Source organism: Microbacterium sp. NPDC077644 (assembly GCF_040702785.1).
In the GTDB taxonomy this organism is placed as follows: Bacteria; Actinomycetota; Actinomycetes; order Actinomycetales; family Microbacteriaceae; genus Microbacterium.
Genome location: NZ_JBFBME010000002.1, coordinates 473,482 through 489,038 on the forward strand (window position 1 = coordinate 473,482; position 15,557 = coordinate 489,038).

The following is a 15,557-nucleotide window of genomic DNA, read 5'->3' on the forward strand; positions in this document are numbered from 1 at the left end:
TGAACGCCGTCCAACCTAACGGCCTGTTCTTGACGTCCTCGGAGGCGATTCGGCGTTCCGCGTGATATCACGCGTGGGAAGGGCGACCCCGCCATTCCCTCGGTGTCATGCCGTTGGCCCGTCGGAACGCTCTCGTGAACGTCGTCAGATCGCTGAACCCCGACTCATAGGCCACCCACTCGACGGTGCGATCGGGCGAATCCGTCAACAGGCGCTCGGCGATGCCGATGCGCTCCGCACGCAGGACCGAGGCCGGCGACAGACCGACCATCTCGAACACCTGGTACAGCCGCCGGCGCGAGACGAAATGCTCTCGCGCCACGGCATCCATGTCGAGCCCGCGCACCGTGGCATGGGCGCGCAGGTACTCCTGCACCGCATGGCGCAGCCCGCGCGACGTCCGCGGCACACTGCTGCCCTCGCCGAATGACGAGCGGATCATGACGGCCGCGAGATCCCGCACGGTGTCGCCGACCGCGGCGGTCGCCCCGTCGGGCAACGAGTCGACGTAGGAGAACAGGTTGCGAGCCGCCGGAGACCGCCATCCACCCGGCAGTGCCAGTCGCCGCATGGCGTCTTCGACCATCGCGCGCGGCAGACCGAGCGACGCCCGCGAGACCTGCACGATCAGCTGCTGCTGATCGGTCGGCGAGTAGTCCAGGTAGTACGGACGGTCGGTCGCGTAGATCGTCACCGACCCGGGACGGACCGCCGCGGATCCCCCGCCCGCGACGACGGTCCCGGATGACGACCGTTGCAGCGACAGGTGCAGGTCGTCGCTGAACGCACGATGCGCAAGCGACTCCGTGCGATCGGCGCTGGTGCCGCTGGTGGACACCAGAGACACCGATACGCGCTCGTCCAATCCGGTGTGCTCCATGCGCCCTTGGAAGGACGACTCGAATCCGGCGCACCGCAGAGGAACGAAGCATCCGCTGACGATGGTCTCCCATTCGTCGGCGCTCTCCACTTCGAGAACAACCACGTTCGCCTCCCAGGTGCATTGGAGCCTACCCGGCCGCCCCGACGGCCGCGACCGCAGCCCGATCGACTGCACACAACGCCGGATGCCGGAGTGCACACAACGCCCACCCGGGTGCACGAAACGCCGGAAAAGAACGCCCTCGGCCGCGCGAATCTGGGGGCTGACCACCAACGGCGACAGGAGAGACATGACGTTCTTCGCACAAGAGAACTGGCAGAGCCGGGGCTACCTCGGCGGCTGGATCCGCTTCGATCAGACGGCGGACGTGGTGTCGCCGTCCACCGGCGAGACCCTCGCCGAGATCGGCATCGGCAGCCCGGCCGAGATGTCCGAGGCGATCGAGCGCGCGGACGCCGCTCAGCGCGACTGGGGTTCCCTCCCCGCAGAACGCCGCGCCGAGGTGATGCGCCGCGCGGCCGCCGTTCTGGAGGAGCACGGCGACGTGCTGGCCCGGTGGCTCACCGACGAGGGCGGAGCGGCACAGGGCAAGGCGGCATTCGAGGTCGGCCTCGTCACCGCTGAGCTGCACCTCGCCGCTGCCACCGCCACCATGCCGTACGGCGAACTGCTCACCTCATCGCAGCCGCGACTGAGCCTGGCCCGCCGCCGCCCGGTCGGAACCGTCGGCGTGATCTCGCCGTTCAACTTCCCCGCGATCCTCGCGGCCCGCTCGGTCTTCCCCGCCCTCGCCCTCGGCAACGCGGTCGTCCTCAAGCCGGACCCCCGCACCGCCGTGTGCGGTGGCCTGTTCCTCGCCGCACTCCTCGCCGAGGCGGGGCTGCCCGAGGGCGTGTTCGCCGTCATCCCGGGCGGAGTGGAGACGGCATCCGTCCTCATCGACCATCCGGCCGTGCCGGTGATCTCGTTCACCGGTTCCACGCAGGCGGGCCGCGCCATCGGTGAACGAGCAGGACGCAACCTCAAGCGCGCGCACCTCGAGCTCGGCGGCAACAACGCCATGATCGTCATGCCCGACGTCGACGTCACAGCAGCAGCATCCGCCGGCGCCTGGGGATCGTTCCTGCACCAGGGTCAGATCTGCATGACGACCGGCCGTCACCTCGTGCACGCCGACGTGTACGACGAGTACGCCGGCCTGATCGCCGAGAAGGCGCGCGCGCTCACCGCCGCCGACCCCGCCACCGGCGCGCCGCTCGGCCCGATCATCGACGCCGGTCAGCGCGACCGCATCCATTCCCTCGTGACCTCGACGGTGGATGCCGGCGCCACGGTGCTCGCCGGCGGCACCTACACCGACCTCTTCTACCAGCCCACCGTTCTGGGCGACGTACGCACGGATCACCCGGCGTACGCGCAGGAGGTGTTCGGACCCGTCGCTCCGCTGCTGCGCTTCGAGGACCTCGATGAGGCCATCGACCTCGTCAACGCGAACGAGTACGGGCTCTCGGTGGCGATCCTCGCCGGTGACGCGTTCCGCGCCTACGAGCTCGCCGACCGCGTCGACGCCGGCATCCTGCACATCAACGACCAGACCGTCGACGACGAGGCGCAGGCCCCGTTCGGCGGCACCCGCAACTCCGGTACCGGCGCGCGCTTCGGCGGCCACGCCGCGAACATCGAGGCCTTCACCGACACCCAGTGGGTGACCATGCAGTCCCGCATCCAGCCGTACCCGTTCTGACCCGAACCCGACCCGAAACACACCAAGAGAGGAAGTGCGAAGATGCACCGTTCCACACGCAGACAGAGTCCGACCCGAATGATCCTGCGCTCCGCCGCGGCCGTGACCGCCGGAGTGCTGCTGCTGACCTCCTGCTCGAGCACGCTCGACGAAGAGCCCGAGACGCCGGATGCCGGCGGCGATGCCGGCTCCGCCGTCGAGGCCGCGAACGCGTTCCTCGAGCCCTGGCTCGGCGGCGCCGACAAGCAGCTGCTGATCGACGAACCGCTGAGCGCCCCGATCGAGAAGGGCACCCACGTCGTCTACCTCGACGTCGGCACTCCGGTCAGCGCCGTGATGTGGAACAACCTGCAGGCGCCGGCAGAGCTCCTCGGCCTGGAGCTCGAGCGCGTCGAGACCGGCCGCGACGCGCAGAGCATCAACGCCGCCATGAACACGGTCGTCGAGCTCGAACCGGACGGTGTGATCAACATCACCCTCGACCCGATCTTCTTCGAAGGCCAGATCGACAAGCTCGACGAGCTCGGCATCCCGATCGCGTCCGGCTCGGTCATGAACACCGTCGAATTCGACCTGCCCGAGGCGTTCAACGGCCCCGACTGGATGACCCTGAACGGCGAGGTGCTGGGAGCAGCGGCGATCTCGCGCTCCGGCGGCGCCCAGGAGTTCGTCTTCTACAACGTCCCCGAGTTCCCGTTCTCGTCGTACGAGCTCGACGGCGCGAAGTCGCGCATCGCGGAACTCTGCCCCGAGTGCACCTTGCGCGTCGTGGACATCCCGATCGCGGAGCTCGGATCGACGGCATCCGACCGGGTCGTCAGCGACCTGCAGGCGAACCCGCAGACCGAGTACTTCATCGCCGCGGTCGACGAGGTGCAGATCGGTCTGCCGCAGAAGCTGTCGCTCGCCGGTCTCGACGTCGACGGCATCGCGATGTGGCCGGCACCGCCGAACTACGAGCAGATCGCGGCCGGCGACCAGGACGCCACGCTCTCGGTCGACCTCAATCTCATGATGTGGACGGTCCTCGACCAGCTGCTGCGCGAGATGAACGGCGACTCCTACGAGTGGCCGGATGCCCAGACCCGGGCATCCACGCTGACGCGCATCACGGACAGCTCGAACGCACCCGAGGACCCCGTGCTCGGCTACGTGGGCATCGACGACTATCAGGACCGCTTCGCCGCCAACTGGCTCGTCGACTGACACACCCCCTCCCCCGAAAGGATCCTCATGTCGGAACCCCTGCTGCGCGTCGCCGGCCTCGTGAAGGCCTTCCCGGGTCTGACCGCGCTCGACCGCGTCGACCTCGACGTGCACTCCGGTGAGATCGTCGCGATCGTCGGCCACAACGGTTCGGGGAAGTCGACGCTCATGAAGATCCTCGCGGGCGTCTACACCGCGGATGCCGGGTCGGTGCAGACCGCGCCGGGAACGGAGCTGCACTTCATCCACCAGGACCTCGCCCTGGTCGATCAGCTCTCCGCCGCGGAGAATCTCGCGCTGCGGCGGGGCGAGGGCGCGACCGCCCTCGCCCCGTACCGCTCGCGGGAGGTGCAGGACCGTGCCCGCGAGCTCGTCTCGCGGTTCGGTCCGCCCTTCGACGTGACCTGCCCGCTGCACCGGCTCACCCCGGCGCAGCGGGCGGTGGTCGCGATCAGCCGGGCGATGGACGGCTGGACGCATTCGCGCAACGTCCTCTTCCTCGACGAGCCGACCGAGTCGTTGCACCGCACCGAGGTCGAGGTGCTGTTCGAGGCCGTCCGGCGCCTCGCCGCCGAGGGGGCAGGGATCGTCTTCGTCTCGCACCGGCTCGACGAGGTGCGCTCGCTCGCGCACCGCATCGTGGGGCTGCGCGACGGCCGCAAAGTCGCCGATCGTCCGGTCGCCGAGATGGACGAGGGCCACCTCATCGAGATCGTCACGGGCGTCGAGAAGATGGATGCCGCGGAGCGCACGCCTCGCACGCACGGCGAGATCGCCCTTCGGGTGCGCGGGCTCTCCGGCGCCTCGGTCGAGTCCCTCGACCTTGAGGTGCGCGCCGGGGAGATCGTCGGCATCGCCGGCACGCTCGGCTCGGGCAGGGAGGCGGTCCCGAGCCTGCTGTACGGCGCGACGGATGCCGCGGCATCCGCGTTCACGATCAATGGCGCCGACTACCCGCGCCGGTCGCCGGCGCACAGCCTGCGACGCGGGATGACGTTCGCGCCGGCGGACCGCGGACGCCTCGCCGTCGTGCGCGACATGACGGCGAGAGAGAACTTCACCCTGCCGCACCTCGCTCGGACCACCGCGGCGTTCGCTCCCGTCCCGGGCGGCGAGCGCGCCGAGACCGCCGCCGCATTCGCCGAGTACGACGTGCGGCCCGCCCGAACCGAGCAGCGCATCTCGCTGTTCAGCGGCGGCAATCAGCAGAAGATCGTGATGGCGAAGTCCATGCACCATCGCCCGACGGTGCTGCTGCTCGACGAACCCACACAGGGCGTCGATGTCGGAGCGAAGGCCGCGATCTACACCGCGATCGAACGGGGCGCGGCGGGCGGGACAGCGGTGCTCGTGGCCTCCTCGGACGCCAAGGAGCTCGCCGGGCTCTGCGACCGCGTGATCGTCATGCGCGACGGCGTCGTCGGCGCCGAGCTCAGCGGCGACGACCTCACCGAACGTCGCCTCGTCGCCGAGGCGTACGGCCTGCCCTGAATCCGATCCGGTCCCTGAGCCCGTCGAAGGGCCGCTCTTTCTTCCACCCGACCCGCTACCTGCAAGGAGCTCCCGTGTCCATCACCCGAGCCGACGTCGCCCACGCACTGTCGTTCCGCAACATCAGCGCGCTGTACATCTTCGCGATCCTGTTCATCGTGTTCTCATTGTGGATCCCCGAGAAGTTCCTGCAGCCGGGCGTCTGGCGATCGCTTCTGGATGCCGAGGCGCTGACCGGCATCGCCGCCCTTGCCGCGCTGATCCCGCTCACCGCCGGGGCGCTGAACCTCGCGATCGGCGCTCAGGTCGGGTTCTGCGCCATCCTCTCCGCGTTCCTGCTCGGCAAGATCCAGATGCCGATCGCACTGCAGCTGCCGGCGGTCATCGTCGTCGGCGGGCTCATCGGGCTCGTCACCGCGCTCGTGATCACCCGGCTGAAGGTCGAGCCGATCATCGCGACGCTCGGCATGAGTTCCATCCTGCTCGCCGGCATGGCCTGGATCTCGAACAGCCAGCAGATCCTCGGTCTCGACCCCGCCTACCGCGAGATCGCCGCGGCGCAGTTCGCCGGCATCACGGTGCCCGTGTGGGTCCTGCTCGCCGTCGCGATCGTCAGCTGGTACGTGCTCGAGCGGACCCCGGCCGGTCGTCGCCTGTACGCCGTCGGGTTCAACCCCGAATCGGCCAGGCTCGCCGGAATCGGCGTCGAACGCCTGCAGATCGGCAGCCTCGTCGCCGGCGGCGCCCTCGCCGCACTGGCCGGTGCACTGCTCACCAGCCGGCTCAACGCCGGCGACCCGACCGTCGGGCCGAGCTTCCTGCTGCCCGCCCTGACCGCGGTGTTCCTCGGCTCGACGCAGTTCAAGGGCGGCCGCTTCAACGTCCTCGGCACGATCGTCGCGATGTACGTGCTCGCCGTCGGCATCAAGGGACTGCAGCTCGCAGGCTCCCCGCGCTGGGTCAACGACCTCTTCTACGGGCTCTCGCTGCTGCTCGCCGTCGCCCTGTCCCAGTGGGACAAGACCTCCCGCCGCAGTTCGGCGATCGGACGCGTAGTCGACGGCCTCAAGAGGAAGCCGAAGACACCGGCGTCCTGAGCGGCAAGCAGATCCTCTCCGAGCCTGGTCAATGCAGAGCGGCGTCCGCTACATTGTCAACAATCTTGCTCACTCGAGAGGGGCCCGCGTGCCTGACAATTCCGACGTCCGCAACCGGCTGCGGGACGCGATCCTGCGCGGTGCGTACGCTCCCCGCCAACGCCTGATCGAAGCCGATCTCGCCGAGGAGTACGGAGCCAGCCGCTTCACGCTCCGCAACGCGCTGATCCAGCTCGCCTCCGAAGGCCTCGTCGAACTGCAGCCCAACCGCGGCGCCCGCGTCCGCGAGATCACGGTGGACGAGGCGATCGAGATCACCGAGATCCGGCAGGCGGTGGAGAGCCTGGTCGCAGAGCGTGCGGCCGAGAAGGTCACCGATCACCAGATCGCCTTCCTGCGCCAGGTCGGCGAGGACATGCGCGCCGCCGTCGGCCGCAACGACTTCATGCGCTATTCGGAGCTCAACTCGACGTTGCACTCCGCGCTGCGCGACATCGCCGACCACTCGGCATCCACTCGCGTGCTCGAACAGCTGCACGGTCAGATGGTGAGGCATCAGTTCCGCCTGTTCCTCGTGCCCGGCCGACCGAATCTGTCCCTGCCCGAGCATCTCGCGATCATCGATGGCGTGTGCGACCGCGACCCGGAAGCGGCCGGCGCGGCCATGGCGATCCACGTCGGCAGCGTGATCACCACGCTGCGTGCGTTCGCCGAGGCGCCCGCACTGTCCTGATCCGGCGTTTCGTGCAGATTGTTGTCAATCTCGCGAACATTATTGACAACGTCTCATGCGGATAGATACGTTCGGGCCATCGAGCGGAACGGCATCCGCTCGGATACCCGCACCATTGACACGACGGAGTGACATGAAAAAGGCAGGCTTCTTCGCCCTCGCGGCGATCACCGCGCTGGTCCTGACCGGCTGCACCGACTCGGATGCTCCCGCAGGAGGCGACACGTCCGACGGAGGTTCCGGCGACTCGGCCGAACTGACCCCCGTCACGGTCGGGGTCATCCCGATCGCCGACACCGCAGCGCTGTACCTCGGTGAGGACCAGGGCTTCTTCGAGGACGAAGGCCTCGACCTCACGATCGAGACCGCGACCGGCGGCGCCGCCATCGTGCCCGCGGTCGTCTCGGGCGACTACGAGTTCGGCTTCAGCAACCAGCTTTCGCTGATGGTCGCCGCCGACCAGGGGCTCGACATCCAGATGGTCTCGTCCGCCGTCGCCACCACCGGCGACACCACGAAGGACATGGGCGCCGTCGTCACCAAGGCAGACTCCGGCATCGCGTCGCCCGCAGACCTGGCCGGCAAGACCGTGTCGAGCAACAGCGTCGGCAACATCAACGACACCGCCGTCCGCTCGGTCGTCGACGAGTCGGGCGCCGACTCGTCGACCATCGAGTTCGTCGAGGTGCCGTTCCCCGACGCGATCGCCGCCGTCGAGAACGACCAGGTCGACGCGGCCTTCGTCGTCGAGCCGTTCGTGACCGCGGCCGTCGACGCCGGCCTCGAGGTCGTCACCTACGCCTATGCGGACTTCGACCCCAAGCTCGACATCGCGGCGTACTTCGCTCTGAACAGCGTGGACGCCGACCTGCTCTCGAAGTTCCAGGCCGCGATGCAGAAGTCGCTCGAGTACGCCGATGCGAACCCGGACGCCGTGCGCGAGATCATGGCGACGTACACGTCGACGCCGCCCGAGGTGCTGGCGAACATCACGCTGCCGAAGTACCCGACCGAGTTCGACCGCGCATCCAGCGAGAAGCTCGCGGCGGCCGCACTCGAGTACGGCGTCCTCAAGGCCGAGCCGGACTTCGACGCCCTGCTGCCGTGACCGCTCTCCTCAACACCGTGAGCGAGGTGCGGGGGCTTCGACGCCGCCGCACCTCCTCACCGAAACCGGCGATCCTCGGCGCGGTCGGCGTGATCGCCTTCCTCGGGATCTGGGAGCTCGTCTCGCGCCTGGGCCTCGTCGACACCCGCTTCGTCCCGCCCGCGAGCGACGTGCTCGTGCGCTTCGGGCAGTACGTCGTGGATCGAGCCTTCTGGCGCGATGTCGGCGACACGATGATCAGCTGGTCGCTCGGCCTACTGATCGCGGTCGTCGCCGGAACCGTGCTCGGATTCCTGATCGGGTCGAGCCGGTTCCTCGAGCGCTTCACGCACTCGACCATCGAGTTCCTGCGACCCGTGCCCTCGGTGGCGCTGATCCCGCTCGCGGTGCTGCTGTTCGGCGTCAAGATCCAGGCCGGCCTCCTGCTCATCGTCTACGCCGCCTTCTGGCAGGTGCTGCTGCAGGTGATCTACGGCGCGAAGGACGTCGACCCCGTCGCCGATGCGACGGCACGCAGCTACGGGCTGAGCAGATTCCAGCGCATCCGCTATGTGATGTGGCCGACCGCGCTGCCGTATCTGATGACCGGCATCCGGCTCGCCGCTGCCGTCGCGCTGATCCTCGCGATCACCGCGGAGCTCATCATCGGCACGCCGGGCCTCGGCAAGCAGATCGCCGAGACCCGCGAGGGCGGAGCGATCACGAGCATGTACGCGCTGATCCTCGCCACCGGGCTCATCGGCGTCGCCATCAACCTCGTCGTACGGTTCGTCGAGCGACGGACGCTGGCCTGGCACACGTCGGTGCGGACGGAGGTGGCGGGATGAAGATCCTCAAGGCGCTGTTCTTCCTGCTCGCCCTGCCCGCGCTGCTCGTCCTGCTGTGGTGGGTCTCGACGATCGTCAGCCCGAGCTTCTTCGTCCCCTCCCCGGGCGAACTCGTCGGCACGTTCTTCGACACCTGGTTCGGCGAGCGCTTCACGCGAGACGTGCTGCCGAGCCTCGGCCGCCTGGCCCTCGGCATCATCGGTGCCGTCATCGTCGGGGTGGGCCTCGGCCTGCTGATCGGATCGTTCCGTCCCGTGCGGCAGCTACTCGAGCCGCTGCTGGAGTTCTTCCGTGCGATCCCGCCACCGGTGCTGCTGCCCCTGCTCATGATCATCATGGGCGTGAACTGGCGGATGCAGGTGTTCGTGATCATCTTCGGATCGCTCTGGCCCGTGCTGCTGAACACCGTCGAGGGCGTCCGCGCCACCGACGAGGTGCAGCGCGACACGGCACGCAGCTACGGCCTGGGGCGCATGGCGCGTCTGCGCTACCTGATCCTCCCGGCCGCGGCGCCGCAGATCCTCACCGGCATCCGGCAGTCCCTGTCCATCGCCCTGATCCTGATGGTCATCTCGGAGCTGTTCTACACCTCCTCCGGCCTCGGGTTCACCATCGTCCAGTTCCAGCGCAACTTCGCCATCCCGGAGATGTGGAGCGGCATCCTGCTGCTGGGCCTGATCGGCCTCGGCCTCGCGGTCCTGTTCCGCTACACCGAGCGCTACATCCTCCGCTGGTACCACGGATTGAGAGAAGTCCAACGTGAGTCCTGAAACCACCACCCCCGTCCTCCTCGTGGACGGGCTGCGCAAGATCTACCCGGCCCCGACGCCGCAGGCCGAGCCCGTCGAGGCGATCCGCGACCTGACGTTCAGCATCCCGCAGGGGCAGCTGGTCTGCATCGTGGGGCCCTCCGGCGCCGGCAAGACGACGCTGCTGAAGTGCATCGCCGGGCTCCTGCCGCCCACCGCAGGGCGCCTCGAGCTCGAGGGCAAGGCGATCACCGGGCCGCCCAAGACGATGGCGGTCGTCTTCCAGGAGTACGGGCGCAGCCTCTACCCGTGGATGAGCGTGCAGGCCAACGTCGAGCTGCCGCTGAAGGCCGCGGGCATCGCGAAGGCGGAGCGTCACCAGCGCTCGCACGAGGCTCTCGAGGCCGTCGGGCTCGGGGATGCCGGCGACAAGTATCCCTGGCAGCTCTCCGGCGGCATGCAGCAGCGCGTCGCGATCGCCCGCGCCGTCGCCTACCGCCCGCAGATCCTGCTCATGGACGAGCCGTTCGCGGCGGTCGACGCGCAGACCCGCGCCGACCTCGAGGATCTCGTCCGCAAGATCTGGAAGGAGCTCGGCGTCACCGTGCTGTTCGTCACGCACGACATCGACGAATCGGTCTATCTCGGCCAGCGCGTGATCGTGCTGTCGAACCGGCCGACCGTCGTGCAGGAGGACATCACGATCGACCTGCCCGACGAGCGCGACCAGCTCACCACCCGTTCCGACCCGCGATTCGTGGAACTGCGCCATCACATCTACGGTGAGATCCAGCGGGCCAAGGGCAACCGCGGCGGCGAGGAGCAGGCCGCGACAGCCTGACGGCCGCGTTCAGGTCGCACTTTCTGTCGTTCTGGCGCGCTCATAGCGACAGAAAGTGCGACCTGAACCATCACCGCCGGCGCTAGAGAGGGACACGGACATCTCGGACACTGGATCTCGCCGCGCCGTCGCGGCGATCATCGCCCTGTGCCTCGTCGCGACCCTGATGCGTCCGGCGGTCACGGCCGTCGGGCCCGTGATCGACCGCATCTCGGCGGACACCGGCATCCCGCTGGCCCTGCTGGGCTCCCTCTCGACGATCGTGCTCATCACCTGGGCGATCGTCTCGCCGTTCGCCCACGGCTTCGGTCGCAGGCTGGGTCTCGGCGGAGCCGTCCTCGCCGCCATGTGCCTGCTCGCCGTCGGTGCGCTGGTGCGGTCGATCCCCGGCTCGAGCGTCTGGCTGTGGATCGGCACGGCGCTGATCGGCGTCGCGCTGGCCGTCGGCAACGTGCTGCTCCCAGCCGTGATCAAACGCGACTTCCCGCTGCGGGTGCCGATGATGATGGGGGTGTACTCGGCGATCCTCGGCGGGGCGGGAGCCGTGGCATCCGGTCTCGCCGTGCCGATCGCCGACGTCACCGGTAACCCTGCCGCGGGCTGGCGACTCGCCCTGCTGGTGACCGGCGCCGCCCTCGCGCCCTTCGCCCTGTTCGTCTGGTGGCGGGCGACGCGTCACGAGCGGCAGGCGGCGACGGCATCCGGCGCGCGGCGCCTGGGCATCTGGCGCGATCCGGTGGCCTGGCAGGTCGCCGCCTACATGGGCGTGCAGTCCACGACGTTCTACGTGCTCGTCACCTGGATCGCCACGATGTCGGTCGACACCGGTCGCAGCCCCGCCCTCGCGGGCGTCGACGTCATGGTCTATCAGATCTTCTCGCTCGTCGGATCGCTCGCGGTCGCACTGCTCATGCGCGGTCGCGGTTCACGGCTCACGCCGGGGATGCTGCCGGTGCTCGGCATCATCGGCATCGCGGGCCTCATGGTGTGGCCCGACGGGATCGGTCTGTGGGTCGTGCCGCTCGGGGTGTTCTCCGGACTGTCGCTCGGCGTCTCGCTGACGCTGATGGCCGATCGCGCCCGCGACCACACCGCCTCGTCGGCGCTCTCGGGCATGTCGCAGTCGGTCGGCTATGCGATCGCGGCGATCGGCCCCGCGCTGTTCGGCGCCGTGCACGCCCTCACCGGCAGCTGGACGATCTCGCTGGTGATCCTGCTCGTCAGCATGACGCTGCAGGGGGCGGTCGGGTTCTTCGCCGGCCGCGACCGGTTCGTGCTCGAGAGGTGAAGTGAGCGCGCCGGGCTCCCCGAAGCAGGTCTTGCGCGACGAGACAGGCCGTGGCACGACCTGTCTCGCGCGGCAAGTCCCGTTTCGCGCTACCCCGCTCAGACGCGGGCGGCGGCGAGTTCGGCTTCGATGCGGGATGCCGTCGCCTGCAGCGCGGGCAGCAGCTCGGCGCGCACGTCATCCGCTGCGCCCCGGGCCGTGCTCGTGGAGACATTGAGCGCCGCCGCCACTCCGGCACGGGTGCGCAGGGGCACCGCGATCGAGCGCAGTCCGTCCTCGAGCTCACCGTCGACCATCGCCCAGCCCTGGCGCCCCACCTGGTCGATCTCGGCGACCAGCGCCCCCCGATCCACGCGGGTGCGCGGGGTGTAGGCGACGAGCTCTGCGGCGTCCAGCACCGTCGCAGCATCCGGCAGCGCGGCGATAAGGACCCGCCCCATGCTGGTCACGACCGCCGGCAACCGGGTGCCGATCGTGATGCGCACGCTCATGATGCGGCGGGCCGCTGCGCGCGCGACGTAGACGATCTCGACGCCGTCGAGCACGGCGACCGACACGGACTCACCGACCTCATGCGACAGCGCGTCCAGGTGCGGCTGCACGATCTCGGGCAGCGACAGCGACGACAGGTAGCCGTAGCCGAGCTCGAGCACGCGCGGGGTGAGGGCGAATCGGGCATCCGCCGTCGCGCGGACGTAGCCGAGCTGATCGAGCGTCCGCAGGAACCGGCGCGCCGCGGCCCGCGGAATGTCCGCCCGGCGGGCGACCTCGGCGAGGCTCAACTCGGCCGGCTCGCCGTCGAACGTGCGGATCACGGCGAGACCGCGCGCCAGCGACTGCACGAAATCGGCACTCACGGCGGGAGCGGCATCCGATTCGGTCACATCGAAACCCTACCGTCGGCGTTCGCCCGCACGATCGGGAGGAGAACTCTCGGTCGGGAGGAGCCTGGGGTTGGATTCCCCCGCCCGAGCGTGAGATCTCCTCCCATCCGCGCGGCCCTGATCACCGCTCGAGCACGACGGCGAGGCCCTGGCCGACGCCGATGCAGATCGCGACGACAGCGACACCTCCGCCGCGACGGGCGAGTTCGTGAGCGGCATGGCCGATGATGCGGCCGCCGGATGCTCCGAGCGGATGCCCGATCGCGAGCGCTCCGCCGTGGATGTTGAGCTTCTCGGGGTCCAGCTCCGGCCAGCCGCGCAGGCACGCGAGCGACTGCGACGCGAACGCCTCGTTGAGTTCGACGAGGTCGACGTCGGCCCAGGTGCGTCCGGCCCGGGCGAGGGCCTTGTTCGCGGCCTCGATCGGCGCGGTCGGGAACTCGTCCGGGTCGACGCCGTGCGCGCCGCGGCCGGTGATGCGCGCCAGCGGTTCGATGTCGAGGACGCCCTCGGCGCCGAGCAGCACGGCGGAGGCGCCGTCGTTGATCGACGAGGAGTTTCCGGCGGTGACCGTGCCGTCCTCGGCGAACAACGCCTTCAGCCCGGCGAGCTTCTCTACCGTCGACCCGTCACGGATGCCCTCATCACGGGCGAGCTCGGCGCCCTGGACCTGGACGATCTCGCCGTCGTAGACCCCTGCCGCCCAGGCCGCAGCGGCCAGGTCGTGCGAGCGGACGGCGAAGGCATCCTGATCTTTTCGGCTGATCTCCCACGTGGTGGCGGTCTTCTCCGCCGCCTCGCCGTTCGAGATCGTCCACCCGGTCGGCAGCGCCTTGTTGGTCATCCGCCAACCGATCGCGGTGTTCCACATCGTCTGGTTGCCGGTGGCCGGGTACGGCTTCGCGGACTTCTCGACGACGAACGGGGCCCGGCTCATCGACTCCACCCCACCGGCGAGGATCAGCGACGCATCCCCCGACTCGATCGCCCGCGACCCCTGGATCACCGCTTCCACGCTCGACGCGCACAGCCGGTTCACCGTCACGCCGGTCACGGACGTCGGGAAGCCCGCGAGCAGCGCGCCCATCCGTGCGATGTTGCGGTTGTCCTCCCCCGCCTGGTTCGCATCGCCGAAGATCACGTCGTCGATGCGCGCGGCATCCAGTCCGGTGCGCTCGATCGTCGCGCGCATGACCGTGGCGGCGAGATCGTCGGGGCGGATGCCGGCGAGCGCGCCGCCCGCACGCCCGAACGGTGTGCGCACGGCGTCGTAGATGAACGTGGTCATCGCAGCTCCAACCCGGTCAGCTCTGAAAGGGACTCGACCGTATTCTCGCCGAACGCCTCGCGCACCCGGAAGCCCTCGGGCGTCACGTCGAAGACGGCGTGGTCGGTGTAGACGCGGCTGACGCAGCCGACGCCGGTGAGCGGGTAGGTGCACTCGGCGACCAGCTTGGAGGAGCCGTCCTTGGCGAGCAGGTCGGTCATCACGTAGACGTCCTTGGCTCCGATCGCCAGGTCCATGGCGCCGCCGACGGCAGGAATGGCCCCGGGTGCGCCGGTGGACCAGTTGGCGAGGTCGCCGTTCTGCGCGACCTGGAACGCTCCGAGAACGCAGACGTCGAGGTGTCCCCCGCGCATCATCGCGAAGGAGTCGGCGTGGTGGAAGTACGCGGCTCCCGCAGCAGCGGTGACCGCCTGCTTGCCGGCGTTGATGAGGTCGGGATCGACCTGCCCCTCGGCGGGCGCGCCGCCCATGCCGAGCAGCCCGTTCTCGGTGTGCAGAATGATCTCGAGATCCTCGGGCAGGTAGTTCGCGACCAGGGTCGGTGCGCCGATGCCGAGGTTCACGAACGCCCCCTCGGGGATATCGGCGGCGATGCGCGCGGCCAGGTCGTCGCGGGTGATCCGGGTGCTCATGATGCGGCCTCTCCTGTTGCGGCATCCAGGGCCCGGCCTTCCAGGTCGACGCCGCCGACGAACTCGCCGCCGTGCAGCCACCGTCGCTCGCCGACCGAGACGATGCGGTCAACGAAGATGCCGGGGGTCACGACGGTTTCGGGGTCGATCGAGCCGAGCGGCACGATCTCATCGGCCTGCACGATGGTCGTCGTCGCGGCGGTCGCCATGATCGGTCCGAAGTTGCGGGCGGTCTCGCGGTAGACGAGGTTGCCCCAACGGTCGCCCTTCAGCGCGCTGATGAGTGCGAAGTCGGCTCTGATCGGGTACTCCAGCACGTAGCGGCGGCCGTCGATGACGCGCTCCTCCTTGCCGGTCGCGAGCTCGGTGCCGACACCGGTGGGTGAGAAGAACGCGCCGATTCCTGCGCCGGCGGCGCGGATGCGCTCGGCGAGGTTGCCCTGCGGAACGAGCTCCAGCTCGATCTTTCCGGCGCGGTACAGGTCGTCGAACACCCACGAGTCGCTCTGCCGAGGGAAGGAGCAGAGGATCTTGCCGACCAGCCCCTTGGCGAGGAGTGCCGCGAGACCCGTGTCGCCGTTGCCCGCGTTGTTGCTCACGATCGTGAGGTCCTTCGCGCCGTGCGCGATGAGGGCGTCGATGAGTTCGACGGGCTGGCCGGCGCGGCCGAATCCGCCGATCATGACGGTCGCGCCGTCGGGGATGTCGGCGACGGCGGATGCCGCATCCGCCACGGTCTTGTCGATCACTGCGCCTCCTCGCGACGTTCGCTGTGCGAACGTGCGT

The 15,557-nt window shown here is 69.3% G+C and carries 15 protein-coding genes; 10 read left to right on the top strand and 5 right to left on the bottom strand.

What is annotated here, in order from left to right; translation table 11 throughout:
* Positions 1-67: 67 nt before the first annotated feature.
* Positions 68-985: a helix-turn-helix transcriptional regulator gene (locus AB0269_RS09195; protein WP_366210907.1), complete on the bottom strand. Its 918-nt coding sequence runs from the start codon at positions 983-985 to the stop codon at positions 68-70.
* Between the two features lie 187 nt (positions 986-1,172).
* Here AB0269_RS09195 and AB0269_RS09200 point away from each other — a divergent pair, with 187 nt between their 5' ends.
* From AB0269_RS09200 to AB0269_RS09245, 10 genes are all read left to right on the top strand, one after another.
* Positions 1,173-2,627 carry an aldehyde dehydrogenase family protein gene (locus tag AB0269_RS09200; RefSeq protein WP_366210908.1) on the top strand — a complete coding sequence of 485 codons (1,455 nt, stop codon included), beginning with the start codon at positions 1,173-1,175 and terminating at the stop codon, positions 2,625-2,627.
* Positions 2,628-2,705: 78 nt separating this feature from the next.
* Positions 2,706-3,833, top strand: coding sequence for a hypothetical protein (locus AB0269_RS09205; RefSeq protein WP_366210909.1), 1,128 nt, complete (start codon positions 2,706-2,708; stop codon positions 3,831-3,833).
* A gap of 27 nt (positions 3,834-3,860) precedes the next feature.
* The gene (locus AB0269_RS09210) at positions 3,861-5,324 is read left to right on the top strand and encodes a sugar ABC transporter ATP-binding protein (RefSeq protein ID WP_366210910.1); all 1,464 of its coding nucleotides are present in this window, start codon (positions 3,861-3,863) and stop codon (positions 5,322-5,324) included.
* Between the two features lie 74 nt (positions 5,325-5,398).
* Complete coding sequence (locus AB0269_RS09215; RefSeq protein WP_366210911.1) at positions 5,399-6,421, top strand: ABC transporter permease; 1,023 nt, start codon at positions 5,399-5,401, stop codon at positions 6,419-6,421.
* Between the two features lie 88 nt (positions 6,422-6,509).
* Positions 6,510-7,154: a GntR family transcriptional regulator gene (locus tag AB0269_RS09220; RefSeq protein WP_366210912.1), complete on the top strand. Its 645-nt coding sequence runs from the start codon at positions 6,510-6,512 to the stop codon at positions 7,152-7,154.
* Positions 7,155-7,287: 133 nt separating this feature from the next.
* Complete coding sequence (locus AB0269_RS09225) at positions 7,288-8,262, top strand: ABC transporter substrate-binding protein (protein WP_366210913.1); 975 nt, start codon at positions 7,288-7,290, stop codon at positions 8,260-8,262.
* Positions 8,259-9,089, top strand: a complete 831-nt coding sequence (locus tag AB0269_RS09230) for an ABC transporter permease (RefSeq protein ID WP_366210914.1) — start codon at positions 8,259-8,261, stop codon at positions 9,087-9,089. The genes AB0269_RS09225 and AB0269_RS09230 overlap by 4 nt, the downstream gene beginning before the upstream one ends.
* A complete protein-coding gene (locus AB0269_RS09235) occupies positions 9,086-9,859 on the top strand; it encodes an ABC transporter permease (protein ID WP_366210915.1) in 774 nt (257 codons plus the stop codon). Before AB0269_RS09230 ends, AB0269_RS09235 begins: the two co-directional genes overlap by 4 nt.
* A 22-nt stretch (positions 9,860-9,881) precedes the next feature.
* Entirely contained in the window at positions 9,882-10,679 is a 798-nt protein-coding gene (locus tag AB0269_RS09240) for an ABC transporter ATP-binding protein (protein WP_366211454.1), read from the top strand.
* A 145-nt stretch (positions 10,680-10,824) separates the two neighbouring features.
* Positions 10,825-11,967 carry an MFS transporter gene (locus AB0269_RS09245; RefSeq protein WP_366211455.1) on the top strand — a complete coding sequence of 381 codons (1,143 nt, stop codon included), beginning with the start codon at positions 10,825-10,827 and terminating at the stop codon, positions 11,965-11,967.
* A 98-nt stretch (positions 11,968-12,065) separates the two neighbouring features.
* Here the strand turns inward: AB0269_RS09245 and AB0269_RS09250 are convergent, their stop codons facing one another.
* From AB0269_RS09250 to AB0269_RS09265, 4 genes are all read right to left on the bottom strand, one after another.
* Positions 12,066-12,851 (bottom strand): IclR family transcriptional regulator C-terminal domain-containing protein, encoded by a 786-nt coding sequence (locus AB0269_RS09250; protein ID WP_366210916.1) that lies wholly within the window; start codon positions 12,849-12,851, stop codon positions 12,066-12,068.
* A 121-nt stretch (positions 12,852-12,972) separates the two neighbouring features.
* On the bottom strand, positions 12,973-14,139 hold the full coding sequence (locus AB0269_RS09255) for a thiolase family protein (protein ID WP_366210917.1): 1,167 nt from the start codon (positions 14,137-14,139) through the stop codon (positions 12,973-12,975).
* Positions 14,136-14,771, bottom strand: a complete 636-nt coding sequence (locus tag AB0269_RS09260; protein WP_366210918.1) for a 3-oxoacid CoA-transferase subunit B — start codon at positions 14,769-14,771, stop codon at positions 14,136-14,138. The genes AB0269_RS09255 and AB0269_RS09260 overlap by 4 nt, the downstream gene beginning before the upstream one ends.
* Positions 14,768-15,520 carry a 3-oxoacid CoA-transferase subunit A gene (locus tag AB0269_RS09265; protein ID WP_366210919.1) on the bottom strand — a complete coding sequence of 251 codons (753 nt, stop codon included), beginning with the start codon at positions 15,518-15,520 and terminating at the stop codon, positions 14,768-14,770. Before AB0269_RS09265 ends, AB0269_RS09260 begins: the two co-directional genes overlap by 4 nt.
* Positions 15,521-15,557 lie beyond the last annotated feature (37 nt).

Excerpts from the sequence above, each read along its gene's own strand:
- AB0269_RS09200 (WP_366210908.1), top strand. The coding sequence starts at position 1,173 with ATGACGTTCTTCGCACAAGAGAACTGGCAGAGCCGGGGCTACCTCGGC.
- AB0269_RS09205 (WP_366210909.1), top strand. The coding sequence starts at position 2,706 with ATGATCCTGCGCTCCGCCGCGGCCGTGACCGCCGGAGTGCTGCTGCTG.
- AB0269_RS09210 (WP_366210910.1), top strand. The coding sequence starts at position 3,861 with ATGTCGGAACCCCTGCTGCGCGTCGCCGGCCTCGTGAAGGCCTTCCCG.
- AB0269_RS09225 (WP_366210913.1), top strand. The coding sequence starts at position 7,288 with ATGAAAAAGGCAGGCTTCTTCGCCCTCGCGGCGATCACCGCGCTGGTC.
- AB0269_RS09235 (WP_366210915.1), top strand. The coding sequence starts at position 9,086 with ATGAAGATCCTCAAGGCGCTGTTCTTCCTGCTCGCCCTGCCCGCGCTG.
- AB0269_RS09255 (WP_366210917.1), bottom strand. The coding sequence starts at position 14,139 with ATGACCACGTTCATCTACGACGCCGTGCGCACACCGTTCGGGCGTGCG.
- AB0269_RS09260 (WP_366210918.1), bottom strand. The coding sequence starts at position 14,771 with ATGAGCACCCGGATCACCCGCGACGACCTGGCCGCGCGCATCGCCGCC.